The sequence below is a fragment of the Neobacillus sp. DY30 genome, assembly GCF_030123065.1.
GTDB lineage: Bacteria > Bacillota > Bacilli > Bacillales > Cytobacillaceae > Neobacillus.
On sequence record NZ_CP126093.1, the window covers coordinates 3,334,863 to 3,352,488 of the forward strand.

The following is a 17,626-nucleotide window of genomic DNA, read 5'->3' on the forward strand; positions in this document are numbered from 1 at the left end:
CAGGAATATGAAGGTAAAAAATAGAATAAAAGATAGTAAGTATTTTCAGAGGGGAGACTATTCTAGTCATGTCAAATAATAAAGGGAAATACGACCCATACGCTAGTAATGAAGATTTAGAAGAGGCAAAGAAACTGCCCGGTTTTGGGAAGCCGCTTCCAAAAAATTTGTTCTCTGGTGATATCTACTCTAATTTTCTTAAAACCGCCAAAGATGCTGGATATTTACCACCATTTGTTGCATTGCAAAAGGAAATTAGAAATGATATGTCAAAGCTGCTTAACGCAATTGAAGGTGGATCTACAGAAGAGGAAATAAATCATTTAATTGATGAAATAAATGTGAAGGTAAAAAAATATAATATAGAATGTCCATCGAGTATGCAAAAGATGTTGGTTTCCTTAGAGGATATAGAACTTCATACAAAAATCTGGAAATAGGTTACGGAATGTACTATTCATAATATTAGATAACAGGTACTAAAATTAACAACGAGTATCTCGTTATTTAGTTAACATACAAATGACTAAACAATTAGAGCTTCGTAAAATGATTAGGAGTGTGGAGATATGGACGATCGTTTTTTTCGAAATGCAATGGGGAAATTTGCAACGGGAATAACCGTTGTTTCAACGGAAGTTGAGGGTGAAGCACATGGTATGACAGCGAACGCATTTGTATCTGTCTCACTAAATCCTAAATTAATTCTTGTTTCCATCGACAAAAGGGCAAGGATGCTTCCATTGATTCAAAAATCCAAAAAATTTGCCGTTAGCTTTCTATCCGCAGACCAGCAAACAGAATCTATGCGTTTTGCAGGGCAAATCAAAGAGGAAACTCCCTATAACTTTGAACGATTTGGTAATCTGCCCGTTATCAAGGGGGCCCTTGCGAACATGACATGTAATCTTTATAACGAGGTTGAGGCAGGAGATCACGTTTTATTTATAGGTGAGGTTACTGAATTAAAGGTAAACGAAGGGAATCCGTTGCTATATTTCGGTGGCCAATATCGAAAATTATCAGAATAACGTCTTAGAAAAGCTGTCACATGGCAGCTTTTTCTTATTGTGATTCTGCTCAGGTTCTGTACAATTAGAAAAGGAGGGATTGTCCGTGTTAAAGAAAATTAGACTTATTTTAGGCATTATTGTATTAATTTTAGCTTTATTTGGATTGATTACGAAGAACTTTGTTGCTCAGCCCTTTATGATGTTAGGTTTATTTGCCTTCATCTTAGTGGGAGGTATAGATGAACTGAACCAAGGAAAAAAACGACGTGGTTATGTCAGTATCTTTGCAGCAATATTCGTTTTTGCGGTTGTAATCAAAACTATCTTTCCATAAAGCAGTGAATGGAAGAGACCTTCAATGATTTGAAGGTCTTTTTTATATTATCGGGGACCAAATACGAAAAAAATTACCCCAAATTATTTCCCAACTCTACTGTACTAACAATCTATTGATTTAATGGAAATTTCTAAATAAACTCAATATTGCAGCACTAAGTAAGCTGTACATAAAAATAGGAGGGAAAATTAGATGAAGAAGAAAAAAAAGATTGCCTCTGCATTACTAGCATTAACAATGGGGGTTTCGTTGTTTGCATCTGCCGCTTATGGGGAGGTCACGGATTCAAAAGAAACCTACCGAGTCATTATTAATGGTCCGAGTTCTGAAAAAGCAAAAGCAAAACAAACAACGGGAGCACGCTGGGATTTTGGGTCTGAAGGATATACCACAACGGTAAATGCGAAGCAGTATCAAGCATTACAAAATAATAAAAATTTAACGATTGACATGGTTTCTGAGGTCCAGTTAGATCGTATTGAAAATACTTCAAAAGACAAAATTGGAACAACTGCGATTACATCACTTCCAAGTGACCGAACACCTTGGGGTATGCAAGCTATCTACAATGATCCAAACCTTACAAGCACATCAGGTGGAGCTGGAATTAAGGTAGCCGTTTTAGATACAGGTACGTATATTAACCATTATGATCTAGTAGGAAGTGCTGAACAATGTAAAGACTTTACACAATCTTCATCACCTATTATTAATAATTCATGTACAGACCGGAATGGACATGGTACTCATGTTGCGGGAACTGTTCTCGCTCATGGTGCTTCAGATGGATTAGGTATCTATGGAGTAGCACCGCAGGCAAAGCTTTGGGCATATAAGGTTTTAACGGACAGTGGGTCTGGATATTCAGATGATATTGCTGGTGCCATTCGTCATGTAGCAGATGAAGCCGTAAGAACAGGTTCAAAAGTGGTACTATCGATGTCACTTGGATCCAGCGGCAAAGATACCTTGATTGCCAGCGCAGTAGATTATGCCTATGGCAAGGGAGTCCTAGTTGTAGCGGCTGCCGGGAATGACGGCTATGCTTCCAATACGATCGGGTACCCAGGTGCATTAAAGAACGCAGTAGCAGTATCTGCTTTAGAAAACGTTCAACAAAATGGCACCTACCGCGTGGCTAATTTCTCATCTCGTGGTAACCCTTTAACCGATGGTGACTATGTTATTCAAGAAAGAGATGTAGAGATATCCGCACCAGGTGCTGCAATAGAATCAACTTGGTATGATGGGAATTACAATACGATTAGTGGAACCTCCATGGCAACTCCTCACGTTTCAGGCTTAGCAGCAAAAATTTGGTCATCTAACACATCTTGGTCGAACGCTCAGCTTCGTTCTGAGTTACAAAGAAGAGCCAAACTGTATGATATTAAGGGCGGATATGGTGCAACAACCGGGGATGACTATGCTTCAGGATTTGGTTTTGCAAGAGTAAGATAATAATAGAGAATAAGCCATCTGATTTATCAGATGGCTTTTTCATTACCTTTTGACAACAGAAAGTATAAAGATCGTTGCGATAATCATAAAGGCTCCCATCCATTCAATTGGACTGAAAGGAACATGAAGCCAAGCTACTGCAAGAAATGCGGCAGAGAGTGGTTCAATACAGGCTAGCAGGCTTGCCTCAGATGCTTTTATGTATTTTAAGCTTTCCATAAAGCATAGAAATGCGAGTAATGTACCCACGAGTACGACAAAGGCAACTCCCATAAACGAAGCAGGTGACCAGTGGCCTTCAAATTTCCATGGAGGATGGAAGAAGCTCAAACCAATACCTCCAATTAACATACCCCAGCCGACTGTTAACGTTGTTCCCCATTTTGAGAGCAATTTTACCGGATAAAGAGTATAAAATGCCAAAGCAAAAGCAGATAGTATCCCCCAGCCAAAGGCAGAGGGTGATATCGATAATGACTGGATATTTCCTTTTGTGACCAGCATGAATGTCCCGCCTAGCGCAAACACTATGGCGGTCACCTCATGTTTTACCGGCAATGACTTTGTACGGAAGCAGAAATATAAAGCAATTAATACCGGGGCCAAGTATTGCAAAATGGTGGCAGTGGCAGCATTGCCTTGTTCAATCGCCATAAAAAAAGTATATTGAACACCGAGCATACCAAGAATACCAAACACCACTAGCTGTAAACTATCATGCTTATTTTTCCAAATACTCCAGATGTTTTGTTTCCCAACTATATGAGCAAAAAGTAATAAACCCATACCAGCCAAAAGTAGCCGTATTACTACCAGCCAGTTAGTACTGAAGCCTTGCTGATGAAAAAGGTATTGAGCAACTGTTCCTGAAACACCCCATGACGTCGCGGCAATTAGGACTAGTAGTATTCCTTTTGTCCGCGGGTACGACAAAGTAGCACCAATCGTGGTCAAAGATATCCCCTCCCAAATAAACCATTCTATAAATTTACCAGAAATTAAAAAAGTTTAAAAGAGGAAAAACTCAAAAGAAAAGTCATTAGACCGGTTCAGGTCTAATGACTTTTCAATCACCTTGGTGTTAATGTCTTTACAGAAATCGCTGGGGAGTAGGAGGTAACAATACAGCCGTCTAGATTGCTTTCATTCAATAATCCCAGTTGGAGTGCAGACTTAATTTTGACGTCATCTGGTTTTTTTACAACCTGAATGAGATCGTTCATCTGTAATTCTTCTAATCTTTTGACTGTCACTTCTTCATTATATTTTTCCGTTTTTCTAATTTGACGCTGAAGCTTATACCCATTTATTGTAATTTCGGCCTTTTTTGCAGGACCTACAAGTTTATTAAAATAGTCTTGAAATAAATCCTTTAATTGATTCATTTCCAGCTCAATTTCCTTTTTCTTCTTATTAAGCTCATAATATTTTACCAACATCTCATCTGTAATGAAGGAATCATTCTGTTTAACCAAGATCCTCTCCTCCTCATCGAACGTATATTCTATTGTATTAGCACCATTAGGGTATTAGTACCATTAACCTTCTACAAATATTTTAAAATACGCAATTTTTGAAAATGGGATGGGATGCGAATGCGATAAAAAATTTCCTTCTGACCGCTGCGTTTGGCTAGGTATAATTAAGGATATCAGAAAATAAGATGAAGGTAGGATTTGCCCATGCACATCGGTTTCGCTACATAGGGATAAAGACTCCCATGTATGGGCGATTTAAAAATTGAATAGAGGTGATAGGGTTGAAGAAGATTTTAAGTATTGTATTTTTTATGTTCCTAGCAGCTCTGCTGGCTGCTTGTGGGAATGAAGAACCGACTGCAAGTGATAAGCCTGCAGCTGAAGAAACAGCTGGCGGTGAAGATTCAAGCGGGGACAGTGATTCTGATACTACAGGAGATTCAACAGCAACATCTCTAGCAGGCAATGAAGTTTTCCAAAAGAGCTGCATTACATGTCACAGTTCTGGTGACATTACAGGTGGTCAGGCGAAGCTTGATGGTGCCAAAATTCATGCAGATTTTAAAACAAAAGAGGACCTCTTAGGTTTTGTTGAAAAAAACATGCCGAAAAGTGCTCCTGGCTCCTTATCGGCCGCAGAGTACCAAGCAGTAGTAGACTATTTATGGGATCAAAAATAATAAAAAAAGGTATTGGTTCGAAAGCGAACCAATACCTTTTTAACGTCACATAAAGAAGGAAAAAGTGTGCACTATAAAGGTACATAAAATATTGGATGGGATTCTTGTGCACTTATTATTTGAATTAATTGTTAGTTTCATTGTAGAAGTTCTTTTTCATGGTGTCATTCGATGGATAGGAAAATTGTTTCTTTTGGTTGGCAGGCTGCTTAAAATGTTTAAAAGATAAGTCTTATTTTTTCTCATCCAGCATCGTGCTGGATCGTATACATGCCTAATTATCTAAAATTAAGCTTAAGCAGTTTTAATCCTGAAATTCTCTCATACGGTCTAATAGCAATCCGTCTGTTTGAGGATTTTCTCCAATTACAAAATCTGTCATATAGTGGGTTAAATATTGCCCAAATTGGTTCGTTGTTTTTAGTAATAACTCGTCCACATAATAAACACTGTTTGGTATATTGTCAAGAAGGAGCACGGAAAGGGAAGCATAGATCCCGCATGCGACTTGGAAATACGTTGCGTTTGTTTTGTATTGAGCAAAGATTCTTTCGTTATCCAACACGTTATACATGTATCGCTCTTTATCTGGAAAAGCAAGCAGAACACCCACTAAATCCTCGCCTGTCAATGGGGCCTCCTGGGGATCGAGAACTTTCATTTCAAAGTCCCATAAAACATCTGTGTCATCTATATGATCGCGGATAATTTTAGTAGTATGCTCATTTACTTTATACAAAAATCCACTTTCCATATCATAAAGCTGACCTAACGTATAAACCTCTTCATGTGGCATTAAACTACCATAAAATATTTTCTTCCCTAAAGTTACTTTAAATTCAATATCATAAACGTTTTCATATAAAAACAGCGGTGTACCTTTTTTCATAAACATTGGGTAACACGAAATGGCTTCGTCCAAAAAACATTCAGGAGACCAAGTTGTATAAATGACATTCTTTTTTGCCTGAGACTTTTTCTTAAAAAAAGATGTATCGTGCTCAACAATGTAGCAGCCCAGCGGTTGTTCATCACCGTTTTGATTCATTAGTTCGAATGCCATCCACTGTACCACTCCTGGATTCATTCCGGAACAAACGATAGCACTGGTATTTTTAAACATGTCCTTATGTTTTTCAAAATAATGAATTCGTTCAATCAGCGGAAAACCAGCAAACTGTTCTTCATGGTCATCAATATACGTATTTTCTAGTGCCGAGTTAACATACTTTATACCTAATTCGTCACAGCATTGGAGCATTTCAACGGTATCGGCCCATGAAACATCGATGACAATACTCGTCTTGGTACCGGTTAGATGATTTTTCACCTGAGCTTTATCTTTAAGGTCGAATTGATGGCAGTGTATTTGGTTAGTTAAATGAGGAAATAGGTTTTGATAATACTGGGGTTCCTTTTGTTTAAGATCTATTAAGTGAATCGGACTATTTGTAATAAGATGATGTATAGGGTCTTTGGTATCACTTGCTGAATGATTTAAAATGGAAAGAACAGATTTTGCGACCCCGCCAGCACTTCCGAAAATGGATATGACTGTTTGGTGATCTTTCATTTCAACACCTCGTCCATATTTTTTATAATATAATATGTTCAAAGGGTGAATAAGGATTGGATGATTATATGAGAATAATAATATATGCAATTTTTAATATACCAGTAGACCTTAAGCCAGCAGAAGTGTTAAAAATAGTAGATATAGCAGCACTTAGATTAGGAGTTGAAGTAAGTGAGCAGCACATTTCCAAAATGGTATGATTTTTTTATGAGTCCACTGGAACGTAAGAAGTTTAAAAGGGTACGTAAAGATCTGCTTAAAAGCGCGACAGGGAAGGTACTTGAACTTGGTTCAGGGACGGGAGTTAATTTTCCACTGTATAGGAATGTTGATCATGTCATCGCCATTGAACCGAGTAAGCACATGATACAACAATCACTGGCAAAGCGTAATTTAGCAGTGGTACCCATTGAAATGGTTAATGCAAGTGCGGAGAGGCTTCCATTTGAAGATCATACATTTGATACCATCGTTGCAACATTGGTTTTTTGTACCATACCAAATGTCGAAGAGGCTATTAATGAACTAAAAAGGGTATGTAAACCTCAAGGAAAAATTCTATTATTTGAACATATTAAAATGGAAAATAAGGTGCTCAGCAGTTTACAGGGTGGTCTAACACCGCTTTGGAGAAAAATTTGTGATGGCTGCTGCCTGGATAGAGAAACATTAAAGGCATTTACGTCTCAAGGACTAAGGATTGAGAAAGTAGAAAAATTTTATAAAGACCTCTTTATTGTAGCTGAGCTGAGAAATAGAAAGGAGTAAGTACCTTTTGATTCCCGCTAATCAGCTTTTTTTACCTTGAAGGGAATCAAAATCAACTTTTGATTCCCACTTATCAGCTTTTTTCACTTAATCGGGAACCAAAGACACTTTTTGATTCCCTCATATCCACTTTCCTCACTCAGCAGGGAATCAAGGACAAACTTTGTTTCCCTCTAACAACCATTTTTCGAGTAGAAGGGGAACAAAAAGAAAAACCTCAAAATCGATTGAGGTTTTTACTGTGTTCTGCGGGCAAAGTCGACAAATCTAAACTTGTCAGGACGGTGCCGGGATTCTGTGTATTGGAAAAGATTTGCATCCTCTAAATATACATAGTTTTTGATGACGACAATATTATGAAAACCTTCTAAGTCTAAAAATGAACGGTCTTCCGCAGTGGGTTCTTCTACGACGATCTCCTTTTTTGCAAAGCTAATCTTTAGGTTTAAATCATTTTCAAGGTAGGCATAAATCGAGTTTGCACAAATCTCTTCGGTAATCGAAGGGACGTATTTTGCGGCAAGATAATCTTTATCAAGTATAATTTTCTTGCCGCCAATTTCCCGAGTTCTAACGATTTTCCATACTTGATCCTTTCCTGAAAGCTGAAGCTGTTGCTTGATATAGGCATCTGGTTTGATTATTAACGATAACTCATTGACAATCGTCCTTGGCTTTTTTTCCATTTTATCAGCCAGTTCTTTAAAACTGACCAGGCCCGAAACCGGAAAATCAAATTTATTGATATCAATGACAATCGAACCTTTACCCCTTACTTTTTGAATATAACCATTTTGAGCAAGCAGGTTTAATGCTTTTCTTATCGTTTCTCTCGATGTATCGTATTGTTCCTTTAATTCATTTTCAGAGGGGAGAAGGGAATTCGGCGGGATTTCCCCGCTTTTAATCTGATCCACAATCGTATTAAAGATACTTTGATACTTATTCGTCATAAAAATCTCCCATTATTTTTTCAAATGATAAACAATGGACTCATAAGGCCGTAAAGGAATTTCTTTGGCAAGTGGTGCTGAGTCCTCATAGTTTGAGAGTAACACACCAGTTGACAACCCATCAATGTCTAACTTTACTGGAAGAACATAATTCGCATCTTTTCCATAAAAATTATTAATCACCAACAACATTTCATTTTCCGTTTTACGTACAAAAGCAAAGATCGATTCATGGTCTTCAGAAATCAATTCATAATCCCCGTTCGTAATCACATCAATTTCTTTCCGCAAGCGAATGAGTTCTTGATAATGATAAAAAACAGAGTCTGAATCCTTCATTGCATTTTCTGCATTAATTTCCTTATAGTTTGCTGCGGTATGAATCCAAGGATTACCAGTGGTAAATCCAGCATGTTTGCTCGAGTTCCATTGAACTGGAGTTCGGGAATTATCACGAGATTTTTGTTTTAAAATCTCGATTATCTCTTGTTCTGGCACACCTTCGTTTTTCTTAATTTCAAATATATTTAGTGACTCGACATCTCGATAATCTGCAATCTTGTCAAAGTTTGGATTGGTCATCCCGAACTCTTCCCCTTGATAAATATAAGGAGTTCCTTGCATCATATGGATGGTCGTCGCAAGCATTTTTGCTGACTCTTTGTGGTATTGTTGATCATCACCAAATCTTGAGACTACACGAGGCTGGTCATGGTTGCACCAGAAGAGGGCATTCCAGCCGCCGCCTTTATTCATTTCAACCTGCCAATCTGACAGAATGTTTTTCAACGCTTGGAAATCAAAATCCGCTTTTGTCCATTTTTCTCCATTAGGATAATCCACTTTTAAATGATGGAAGCTGAACGTCATATTAAGCTCTTCTTCACGAGGACTTGTGTAGCGAATGCAATTATTGATCGACGTAGAAGACATTTCGCCAACCGTCATGATGTCGTATTTTGAAAATACCTCTTGATTCATCTCATGGAGGAACTCATGAATTCTTGGACCATCTGTATAAAATTTACGTCCGTCGCTGTCATCCTCAGGGAACTGTTGATTTTTTGATATCAAATTAATTACGTCTAGTCGGAATCCATCGACACCTTTTTTCAGCCAAAAGTGCATCATTTCGTATAATGCTTCACGAACTTTTGGATTTTCCCAGTTTAAATCTGCCTGGGTTACATCAAATAAGTGAAGGTAATACTGGCCAGTTGCTTCATCCCATTGCCAAGCTGAACCGCCAAATTTCGATTCCCAGTTAGTAGGAGGGAGGCCATCTTTACCATCTTTCCATATATAAAAATCGCGGTATGGATTGTCTTTTGAGGATTTCGCTTGCTTGAACCACTCGTGTTCAGTGGATGTATGGTTGATGACAATATCCATAATGATTTTGATTCCGCGCTTGTGTGCTTCTGCAAGAAGCTGGTCGAAGTCATCCATCGTACCGTATTCTTCTTGAATGTTGTAATAATCGCTTATATCGTAACCATTATCTCGTTGTGGGGATTTATAAATCGGGGTAAGCCAAAGTACATCTACACCAAGCTCCTTTAAATAGTCGAGCTTTTTGATAATACCTTGAATATCTCCTGTACCATTTCCAGTCGTATCATAAAAACTTTTTGGATAAATTTGATATACTACTGCTTTTTTCCACCATGATGTTGACATGATATACACCTGCCTATATTTTTTGAGACTCTAATAATGAAAAGGAGGGAGATGATCTCCCTCCTAAATTGGAGTCTTATCTTTTAAAAGTAAATTTGTTCATACCTGTTTTTGCAAAGATAATAGTTAAAAGGAATGGCACTACAATCGCAACTAACATTGCTACTGCAAACATCATCATATGCTGCGGCTGGATGGAAAGGAAACCAGGAAGTCCGCCGACACCGATTGAGTTGGCCATTACATCACTGCCTACAGAGATAACTGCTGCTACTAGAGACCCAATCATCGCTGCAAGGAAAGGGAAGCCATATTTTAAGTTAATCCCGAACATCGCCGGCTCTGTAACACCAAGGTAACAAGAAATTGCTGCTGGAATGGAAACTTGTTTTTCTTCTTCATTTTTACGATTGATGTAAATCATCGCCAGAACGGCAGAACCTTGAGCAATATTTGATAGAGCGATCATTGGCCATAGATTTGTTCCGCCAAGCTCAGACATTAATTGAAGATCAATTGCATTTGTCATATGGTGTAAACCAGTGATAACAAGTGGTGCATACGCAAAACCAAAGATGGCAGCAAATAACCAGCCAAATGCAGAAGTTAAACTTGTATATACAACATCAGAAATCCAAGAACCAATTGTCCAACCGATAGGACCTAAAACGGTGTGTGCAATTAATACAGTTGGAATTAACGCTAAAAATGGAACAACAATCATAGAGATTGAATTCGGAACAATTTTTCTAAGTCTTAATTCTAAAAACGATAGTACAAATCCAGCTAAGATAGCAGGGATAACTTGAGCTTGATAACCAATCATTTCAATTTGAGCAAAGCCAAAATCCCAAGTTGGAATTTCCTCCGCCCCAGCAACGCCGTAGGCATTTAGTAATTGAGGAGACACTAGCGTAATACCGAGGACAATACCTAGAATAGGTGTTGCACCCATTTTTCTAGCGACAGCCCATGTTATACCGACCGGAAGGAAGTGGAACACAGCTTCACCAATTAACCAAAGGAAGGCGTGAACACCGGCCCAGAATTGAGAAACTTCAACAATCGCCTTCGTTCCATCTTCAAGCAATTTAATATCACCGATCACGTTTCTAAATCCAAGGATTAAACCACCTACAACGAGCGCAGGAATTAACGGTGTAAAGATATCTGCAAGATGGGCGATTATTCGTTGCAGCCAATTCATATTTTGCTTTGCAGCCACTTTTGCTTCGTCTTTCGTTGTTTCACTAACACCGGCAACTTTAACAAAGTCATTATAGAAGGTAGAAACATCATTTCCGATGATTACCTGGAATTGTCCTGCCTGGGTAAATGTACCTTTTACAGGTTTAAGAGCTTCAATTTTTGTTACATCCGCTTTGCTTGGATCGTTTAACACAAAACGCATTCTCGTAACACAATGGGTTACGGCCGCAATGTTTTCCTTACCCCCAACGTGTTCGAGCAGTTCTTTCGCTGACTCAGTGAACTTCGTCATTATTTCTTCCCCCTGTGGAATTGGAAATCTCCAATTCTATATATTGTGTATTATGCCTTGTATTTACAGATAAATGTGTCCGTTTTCAATAGGATACTCGCAACCTGTATATACAAGTTCCTTGGTTACGTTTACATTCTAACTTGTATATACAAGACTGTCAACAAATTTATTTTCACTAAAAAATGAGGGGTTGACCGTTCCTAATGATTTACTTATTATAGTAGGTATTAATATAAGTTCATAACTTTTCAACTTTAACGCTTTAAACTGTTGAATGAATTTTCGGAAAATGATATAATAAACTTGTTTAAATTCTTCTGAGTTTAGACCTCCTAAAACTAGAGCTTAGCCTTGACCACTAAGCTCACTTTTGGCCTTTGACTTCTGTCAAAGGTTCTTTTTTTTGAGTTCTTTTGATTAAAATCTGTCGTTTATGAAAGACTAATATATTGTTATTTAATTAATATAAGGAAGTGTTGAGTATGAAAGGGCAGATTACACCCTATTTATCGTTTGATGGAAACGCAAAGCAAGCTCTGGAGTTTTATAAAGAAGTATTAGGCGCAGAAATTATTGGTCTCCAAACATTTGGTGAAGCTGATTATCCAACTCCGCCAGATGCAGATCATCGTGTCATGCATGCAAAGCTAAGTAAAGGAGACCTTTCACTTATGTTTTCAGATACCTTTCCAGGTCAGTCGGTTGTTGTAGGGAACAATATTACACTTACGCTTGAGCCTGAAAGTGAAGAGGAAATTCAACAGTTGTATGACTCTCTAAGCAAAAATGGAAAGGTACTCATGAAGCTGGAGAATACATTTTGGGGTGCCACATATGGAAGAGTTCAAGACCAGTTTGGGGTAATCTGGGAATTGAATTATCAAAAATCTTAGTCCCAAAGCACTTTTCTAAGTGCTTTTTTGATTGCAAAAAAAAAAGAAAGTGGTGGGGCCACTTTCTAAAGGAGGTATTGTATCATGGGTTAATATAATATATGTACGTCCTAGTACAGGCATGTAGTGAACATGTCCATTTTCAAAAATATTTTTTAATCTAGAAACCGTTTTTTCATTTCTTCAGTAGGCAGTATGCAGCTTTCCATTTTGCCAAACCAGTTATAACGATTTTTTGCTATCAGGTCATAAAGGAAATCTCTAAATATAGGAGGGAGGACCCTTAGTATCGATAGCAACCTCCAACATCCATTTAAATTTCTGCATATCTGTAATGCTGCACTTGATTTCATATATAGTTTTTGATTTTCAATGACAACGAGGCTGTCAATCTGTTTATTAACCTTATATTGTTGTAATAACCGCTGTCCTGTTTCACTTTGGAGTGAGGCGAACTTGAAATATCCCGTTGGATCTCTCTTGATAATAAACTGAACACTGCTATTACAGAGGTTACATATGCCATCAAACAAAATAATTGCTTCCATTGCCTCACTCCCATCCTTTTTACATTATAAACAATTTTTACAAAAAAAGAGAAATGTTAGCGAAATATAGAAAATTTCCTTGAGACTCTAGAATTCTATAGATATATTAAGAATATATTAATGATGATTTTGATGGAGTTAGGAGGGAAGTATATGGTCGTTGATCAGGGGTTTGATATGTTTTCCGTAATGGGTACGCTCTTTCCAATATTTTTTATCCTTGTATTTGGAATTATTTTATTTACTATTTTTAAAGGAATCAAACAATGGAACTACAATAATAAACAGCCAAGGTTGAATGTGGATGCAGTCGTGGTCTCGAAACGGACTCAAGTTAGTGGAGGAAGTAATGATTCCAGCGCCAGCACTTGGTATTATGTTACGTTTCAAGTTGAAAGCGGTGACAGAATGGAACTAGCCGTTAGGGGGTCTGACTATGGTATGTTAGCTGAAGGCGATTTCGGTGAATTGGTCTTCCAAGGAACGAGATATCATCGTTTTACACGGAAGCAGCAAGTGAATTAGGACACGTGATTATTCGTGTCCTAATTAATGTATAGTGGGTTAAGACTGGTAGAAATTTAGTTGCGGATAACTGATTTTAGTTGCAGATTACATATACAATCCAGCCAAAAATATCCCCAGCGCCTCTTCATAAATTTCATCAAATTGCGTAAGTGGGAGAGGGTTCGTACCTGTTCCGAGCTCGACCGTAAATCCTGGCCTCCGCCAATCTTGGATAAACCAATCCTTATACCCGGCATAGCTTTCGATTGTCTTGACAGGCTCATATCCACTAACTCTTGCAAACTCGTTTACCAGCACCTCAGATTCTGGCGGCTCCAAATTTTCAAATCCCCAGTAGATGACCTCACCTTGGGTATGAAAGGCTAAGACGCGGGCAAAGTCACGTCTTCTCGTCAAATCTGCCATCGCAATGGCCTCTGGCTCCGATAATGGCCGTTCACCCACATAATCCCGCGGACCAGGCTGAGCAGGATTCCTGGCCTTCTCCAATTCCCAGCGGGCAGGGAACTGGTCATTAAGGTCAACACCTCTTATATTTGCTTTCCAACCAGAAAAATCAGTACTTCCCCGATTTAGTTCAATCACTCTATTACTCACCGTTTCATTTTCTGGCGGACCATTCAATACTAGACTTACTCCGTCCGGGTTAACCATCGGAACAAGGGACAGCAAACTTTGCCTATATAGAGGAAAAGTCGAAAGACCACGGATGGAACTTCCATTCGTCAGCGATAAACAATAATCATTTAAAAATGTCATTAGAATAGGTGTAGTAATCCATTCATTTGCATGAAATGAAGCATTATAATGAACTCTTTTACTTCCATTGCCAATTAAAACCTCGGGAATACGATTGCCAAGTACTGAATTTCCTGCATTTGTTACCCGAAGGAATGGATAAACGTTTTGCAAACGTGCGATATCACTCATCATACGGCTAAAATCATAATGCTGCTTTCCTTGAACAAGCCTCCAAGTAATTCTTAAGGGTACCTTAATATTTTGTCCGACTACAAGACGATTAGGGTTCACATTAGGGTTAGCAAGCAGCAGCGCATCAAGTGAAAGATTACGGTTTTGCGCAATACTCCAGAAAGAATCCCCACGCCGGATCTGATAACTCTGCCCAACAAAACCCGGTATTCGGATTCGCTGTCCTGCTGCGATCTGGCTTGGTTGAATCTCACGATTAGAATCCAAAATAAGTTGAATATTAACTTGATACAGTTGGCTGTAATACCATAACGAGTCACCTTGTCTCACATAGATGTCCATGGAAACCTCCTGTGTCCAAAAATCGGCTTACTTTAAATGTATGCAGGAAAGCTGAGCATATATGTAGGTTTTATATTTGATAAAATTGAGAGGGGGCTAATAAATAAAAGAGTGCCGCCCTTAGGACACTCAGTGATAAATTATATAGAGCGAAATGTCGCTATTACCGAACAGCGGCTATCCCTCATCATTTATGTCATATGAACCGTTTTAATATGCTGAAGATTTAAATAAACAGGGTCACCTTTTGCCGTTGATACTTCTACAAAGTTATTTTTTATTCCCATTATTTTCCCCATATAACTCTCATTTTCTCCGAGATTAAATACAATTAGTGTCCCCATTAATTTTTCAATCTGGACTTCAAATGACCGTGCAAAGGTTATGTTAGAGGGGTTAACAGGTAAATTTGCATTGCTTAATCCATAGGGACGCTGGTTATTGGTATAAGGAATTAACCATTTTAAGTGGTTAAGGGAAATAAACATTGTTTTGTAAATAGGGGAGTAAAAAACAAAATAATTATTCATAATGCTGATAATGTAGCCGTGTATGGCTTGTTTACTTGTCACAAATATTTCTGTAAATATACCTTTAGCGGCAGTAAGGGTTTTTCGCAGTGAGATTTCTTCGTTAGGATTGAAGATAGGGGATTGGTCTTCTGATAGCGTAATTATTTCATCTATTTCTTCTATTTTAGGAATCTTCCAATTTTGAATATGAACAGTAGGAACATATAAATAATCATACCCATTGTAAATAACCCACAAATCACTGCCAATGTCGATTAAGATTCCGCTTATATGTTTATTTCCAGATATTTCAAGTTTGATATAGGTACCAATATGGTCTTTTACTTTCATTTCATCACTTCCTTTCTATTAAAATCATTCTACAAAAAGAGCAGGTGCACATAACTAGATACTACTGCGAAAGAATGCCCAGCTCTTTTTTGTAAAATTTATAATGGATAGAAATTGGCAAGGGAATTAGGAATTTTGCTTTATAAATAATCATTAGGTTGCAGATAGGGGAGTAATTAAATGCGTCTTTGTGAGTTATCTCGATTTGGCCATCCTGAGAAGATAGATCTTCGGTCAAAATTACGGGTTACGGGCTCACCTGAGAAACGCGATGCCCCAACTTCTTGTGCCTTTGGTTTATTAACCTCGTTTTTACTTTCTACGGCGTTTATTTTTGACTTTTCTATTTTCATTAGCGGATTGGTATCAATTGTTTCTTTTACCTTTTTCACTTTATTTAATAATTCCTTCGTAGAATTTGCAGTTACTTCTTTTTTCGGTGCAGGTTCAGCTTTCAATTGCTCACGGACTGACTGTTTGACCTGAGCCCTTTTTTCCATGGAAGGAGCAGCGGGTTGTTGAACATTTTCTTTATCATGTTTGACAATATTTTGAATCACCACTTCTGCTTTTTGCTTTTTCACTACTTCCTGAGGAGTTTGTGGTAATTCCGTTCTGGACCATTTACTTTCCTTGCTTTGTTTTGCAATTTGCTTAACGTCTTCATTGTGAACTTTTTGCTTTTTCTCTTCTTTTTTAGTTTCCATACTGATTTTTTCGAGTGATAATGAGGATTTGATAGGTTCTGCCCAAACCTTTTTCTCATTTTCTGGTTGATTTACAATTACTTTCGGTGAAGTAATGACATCATCGTCAACCATTTTCACCGCCGGTTGAACATCCGCTTCCTGTTTGTCAGCCTTCATAAAAACTTCTGTTTCAACATAATTGTCGTCTGAATCTTCCACTTTACTATCCGCAACAGCTGATTCGGTTTCATTTTTGTTTTCTTCTTGTTTTTCTTCTTTCCGAAAGCCTTTTAAAATATTGGAGATGTGTGAGATTTTGATTAATATTCGATTCTCACCATTGATTAACGTAACAAAGTCAGTATCAACAAAGCCTAGGACACCTTCAAAAGATTGCTTATTTAAACACAATATAGATACCCATGAATTTTTTAATGAGTTTAATAAGTCTGCTAGACTCTGAGTTTGCAAAAATTCGGTGGTGATTTCTTCACCTTTAAATTGTTTCGTGTTTTTTGTTATAGCATGAATTTTATCAATGCTATAGTAGTAGACGTATTCATTTTCATCTTCTAGGATGATATGGTCCGTCTCAACACCCATTAATTTTCCTTTTATAATTTCTTCACCAACATAAAGATTTACATTGTAACCTTTTAGTAAATCAACAGTCGATGAAAAATTATCAGATCCCATTCAACTTTCCTCCTTTGGGTAAATTTGTCGCTTCTTTTTAAAGAAGCGACAAGAGTTTTATATTTTTACTGTCTTACTTGTGCGTTTTCTGCACGTACGACTCTTTGTCTCACAACTTGTTTTTCTGTTTGAGACATTGTGTTTTCTTCTTTACCTTGATTTTTATTTTCTTCTTGTTTTTCACTTTCGATTTTTAATCCGTAGCTAACATTTCGGATATGCCACATAGAAACACGAACAACTTCTTCTTTGCTAATTAATGATACAAAGTCTTTATTAACTTCGCTTATTACGCCTTCAAGTTTTTCCGGACCTCCACGGTTAATTCTTACCCATTGGAATTTCAGGCATTCTAAAAGTCCTTGAAAGCTATCAGCACTTTTAAATTCGAAATTCTCCGGAACCTCAATACCTATATCCATAGTGTCCTTTGAATTTTCTGTTACACTTTTGACATGGTGTGTATTGTAATAAAGCACACCATCATCTTTAGTCAAAAGTACTAGATGGTCATCCAGAACGGCCATTAATTTACCAATTCTTGATTCTGGTCCTCCTCTGTCAACCTTGATCGTCTTCCCCACTAAAGACTTCCACATGTCGTTATTCACAATATTTATCCTCCTTTAAATAAATAAACATTTACACTGCATTTATATGTGTCACGGTGTGATGTTGTACTAA

General features: G+C 37.7%; 20 protein-coding genes. 9 read left to right on the top strand and 11 right to left on the bottom strand.

The features are described 5' to 3' along the window. Positions 1-68: 68 nt before the first annotated feature. From QNH29_RS16190 to QNH29_RS16205, 4 genes are all read left to right on the top strand, one after another. Positions 69-440, top strand: a complete 372-nt coding sequence (locus tag QNH29_RS16190; RefSeq protein WP_283860417.1) for a DnaJ family domain-containing protein — start codon at positions 69-71, stop codon at positions 438-440. Between the two features lie 129 nt (positions 441-569). Next, positions 570-1,031 carry a flavin reductase family protein gene (locus QNH29_RS16195; RefSeq protein WP_283860418.1) on the top strand — a complete coding sequence of 154 codons (462 nt, stop codon included), beginning with the start codon at positions 570-572 and terminating at the stop codon, positions 1,029-1,031. A gap of 85 nt (positions 1,032-1,116) precedes the next feature. Continuing rightward, on the top strand, positions 1,117-1,347 hold the full coding sequence (locus QNH29_RS16200) for a hypothetical protein (protein WP_283860419.1): 231 nt from the start codon (positions 1,117-1,119) through the stop codon (positions 1,345-1,347). 195 nt (positions 1,348-1,542) lie between these two features. Beyond that, complete coding sequence (locus tag QNH29_RS16205) at positions 1,543-2,811, top strand: S8 family serine peptidase (protein ID WP_283860420.1); 1,269 nt, start codon at positions 1,543-1,545, stop codon at positions 2,809-2,811. Between the two features lie 42 nt (positions 2,812-2,853). On the opposite strand, the gene QNH29_RS16210 is transcribed toward QNH29_RS16205, so the two are convergent. Together QNH29_RS16210 and QNH29_RS16215 are read right to left on the bottom strand one after the other, a co-directional pair. Further along, entirely contained in the window at positions 2,854-3,771 is a 918-nt protein-coding gene (locus QNH29_RS16210) for a DMT family transporter (RefSeq protein ID WP_481858837.1), read from the bottom strand. A 110-nt stretch (positions 3,772-3,881) separates the two neighbouring features. Further along, the gene (locus tag QNH29_RS16215; protein ID WP_283860422.1) at positions 3,882-4,286 is read right to left on the bottom strand and encodes a hypothetical protein; all 405 of its coding nucleotides are present in this window, start codon (positions 4,284-4,286) and stop codon (positions 3,882-3,884) included. Between the two features lie 284 nt (positions 4,287-4,570). Between QNH29_RS16215 and QNH29_RS16220 the strand changes: the two genes are divergently transcribed. After that, positions 4,571-4,969, top strand: a complete 399-nt coding sequence (locus tag QNH29_RS16220; protein WP_283860423.1) for a c-type cytochrome — start codon at positions 4,571-4,573, stop codon at positions 4,967-4,969. Between the two features lie 304 nt (positions 4,970-5,273). Here the strand turns inward: QNH29_RS16220 and QNH29_RS16225 are convergent, their stop codons facing one another. Continuing rightward, positions 5,274-6,542 carry an S-adenosylmethionine decarboxylase related protein gene (locus tag QNH29_RS16225; RefSeq protein WP_283860424.1) on the bottom strand — a complete coding sequence of 423 codons (1,269 nt, stop codon included), beginning with the start codon at positions 6,540-6,542 and terminating at the stop codon, positions 5,274-5,276. Between the two features lie 56 nt (positions 6,543-6,598). Here QNH29_RS16225 and QNH29_RS16230 point away from each other — a divergent pair, with 56 nt between their 5' ends. Next, positions 6,599-6,745, top strand: a complete 147-nt coding sequence (locus QNH29_RS16230) for a hypothetical protein (protein ID WP_283860425.1) — start codon at positions 6,599-6,601, stop codon at positions 6,743-6,745. After that, complete coding sequence (locus tag QNH29_RS16235) at positions 6,717-7,313, top strand: class I SAM-dependent methyltransferase (protein ID WP_283860426.1); 597 nt, start codon at positions 6,717-6,719, stop codon at positions 7,311-7,313. Before QNH29_RS16230 ends, QNH29_RS16235 begins: the two co-directional genes overlap by 29 nt. A gap of 236 nt (positions 7,314-7,549) precedes the next feature. Here the strand turns inward: QNH29_RS16235 and treR are convergent, their stop codons facing one another. The 3 genes from treR to treP all read right to left on the bottom strand — a co-directional run bounded on the left by treR (position 7,550) and on the right by treP (position 11,447). After that, the gene (gene treR, locus QNH29_RS16240) at positions 7,550-8,266 is read right to left on the bottom strand and encodes a trehalose operon repressor (RefSeq protein ID WP_283860427.1); all 717 of its coding nucleotides are present in this window, start codon (positions 8,264-8,266) and stop codon (positions 7,550-7,552) included. Between the two features lie 12 nt (positions 8,267-8,278). After that, the gene (gene treC, locus QNH29_RS16245) at positions 8,279-9,946 is read right to left on the bottom strand and encodes an alpha,alpha-phosphotrehalase (RefSeq protein WP_283860428.1); all 1,668 of its coding nucleotides are present in this window, start codon (positions 9,944-9,946) and stop codon (positions 8,279-8,281) included. 76 nt (positions 9,947-10,022) lie between these two features. Next, positions 10,023-11,447: a PTS system trehalose-specific EIIBC component gene (gene treP / locus QNH29_RS16250; protein ID WP_283860429.1), complete on the bottom strand. Its 1,425-nt coding sequence runs from the start codon at positions 11,445-11,447 to the stop codon at positions 10,023-10,025. A gap of 485 nt (positions 11,448-11,932) precedes the next feature. Here treP and QNH29_RS16255 point away from each other — a divergent pair, with 485 nt between their 5' ends. Then, positions 11,933-12,343, top strand: coding sequence for a VOC family protein (locus tag QNH29_RS16255; protein WP_283860430.1), 411 nt, complete (start codon positions 11,933-11,935; stop codon positions 12,341-12,343). Between the two features lie 155 nt (positions 12,344-12,498). On the opposite strand, the gene QNH29_RS16260 is transcribed toward QNH29_RS16255, so the two are convergent. Further along, positions 12,499-12,891: a thiol-disulfide oxidoreductase DCC family protein gene (locus QNH29_RS16260; RefSeq protein ID WP_283860431.1), complete on the bottom strand. Its 393-nt coding sequence runs from the start codon at positions 12,889-12,891 to the stop codon at positions 12,499-12,501. A 153-nt stretch (positions 12,892-13,044) separates the two neighbouring features. Between QNH29_RS16260 and QNH29_RS16265 the strand changes: the two genes are divergently transcribed. Further along, on the top strand, positions 13,045-13,416 hold the full coding sequence (locus QNH29_RS16265) for a DUF2500 domain-containing protein (RefSeq protein ID WP_283860432.1): 372 nt from the start codon (positions 13,045-13,047) through the stop codon (positions 13,414-13,416). An 87-nt stretch (positions 13,417-13,503) separates the two neighbouring features. Here the strand turns inward: QNH29_RS16265 and QNH29_RS16270 are convergent, their stop codons facing one another. From QNH29_RS16270 to QNH29_RS16285, 4 genes are all read right to left on the bottom strand, one after another. Continuing rightward, a complete protein-coding gene (locus tag QNH29_RS16270) occupies positions 13,504-14,694 on the bottom strand; it encodes a M14 family metallopeptidase (RefSeq protein ID WP_283860433.1) in 1,191 nt (396 codons plus the stop codon). Positions 14,695-14,885: 191 nt separating this feature from the next. Continuing rightward, the gene (locus tag QNH29_RS16275) at positions 14,886-15,557 is read right to left on the bottom strand and encodes a DUF2642 domain-containing protein (protein WP_283860434.1); all 672 of its coding nucleotides are present in this window, start codon (positions 15,555-15,557) and stop codon (positions 14,886-14,888) included. 176 nt (positions 15,558-15,733) lie between these two features. Beyond that, positions 15,734-16,942, bottom strand: coding sequence for a hypothetical protein (locus tag QNH29_RS16280; protein WP_283860435.1), 1,209 nt, complete (start codon positions 16,940-16,942; stop codon positions 15,734-15,736). A gap of 65 nt (positions 16,943-17,007) precedes the next feature. Next, the gene (locus QNH29_RS16285) at positions 17,008-17,553 is read right to left on the bottom strand and encodes a hypothetical protein (RefSeq protein ID WP_283860436.1); all 546 of its coding nucleotides are present in this window, start codon (positions 17,551-17,553) and stop codon (positions 17,008-17,010) included. Positions 17,554-17,626: the final 73 nt, after the last annotated feature.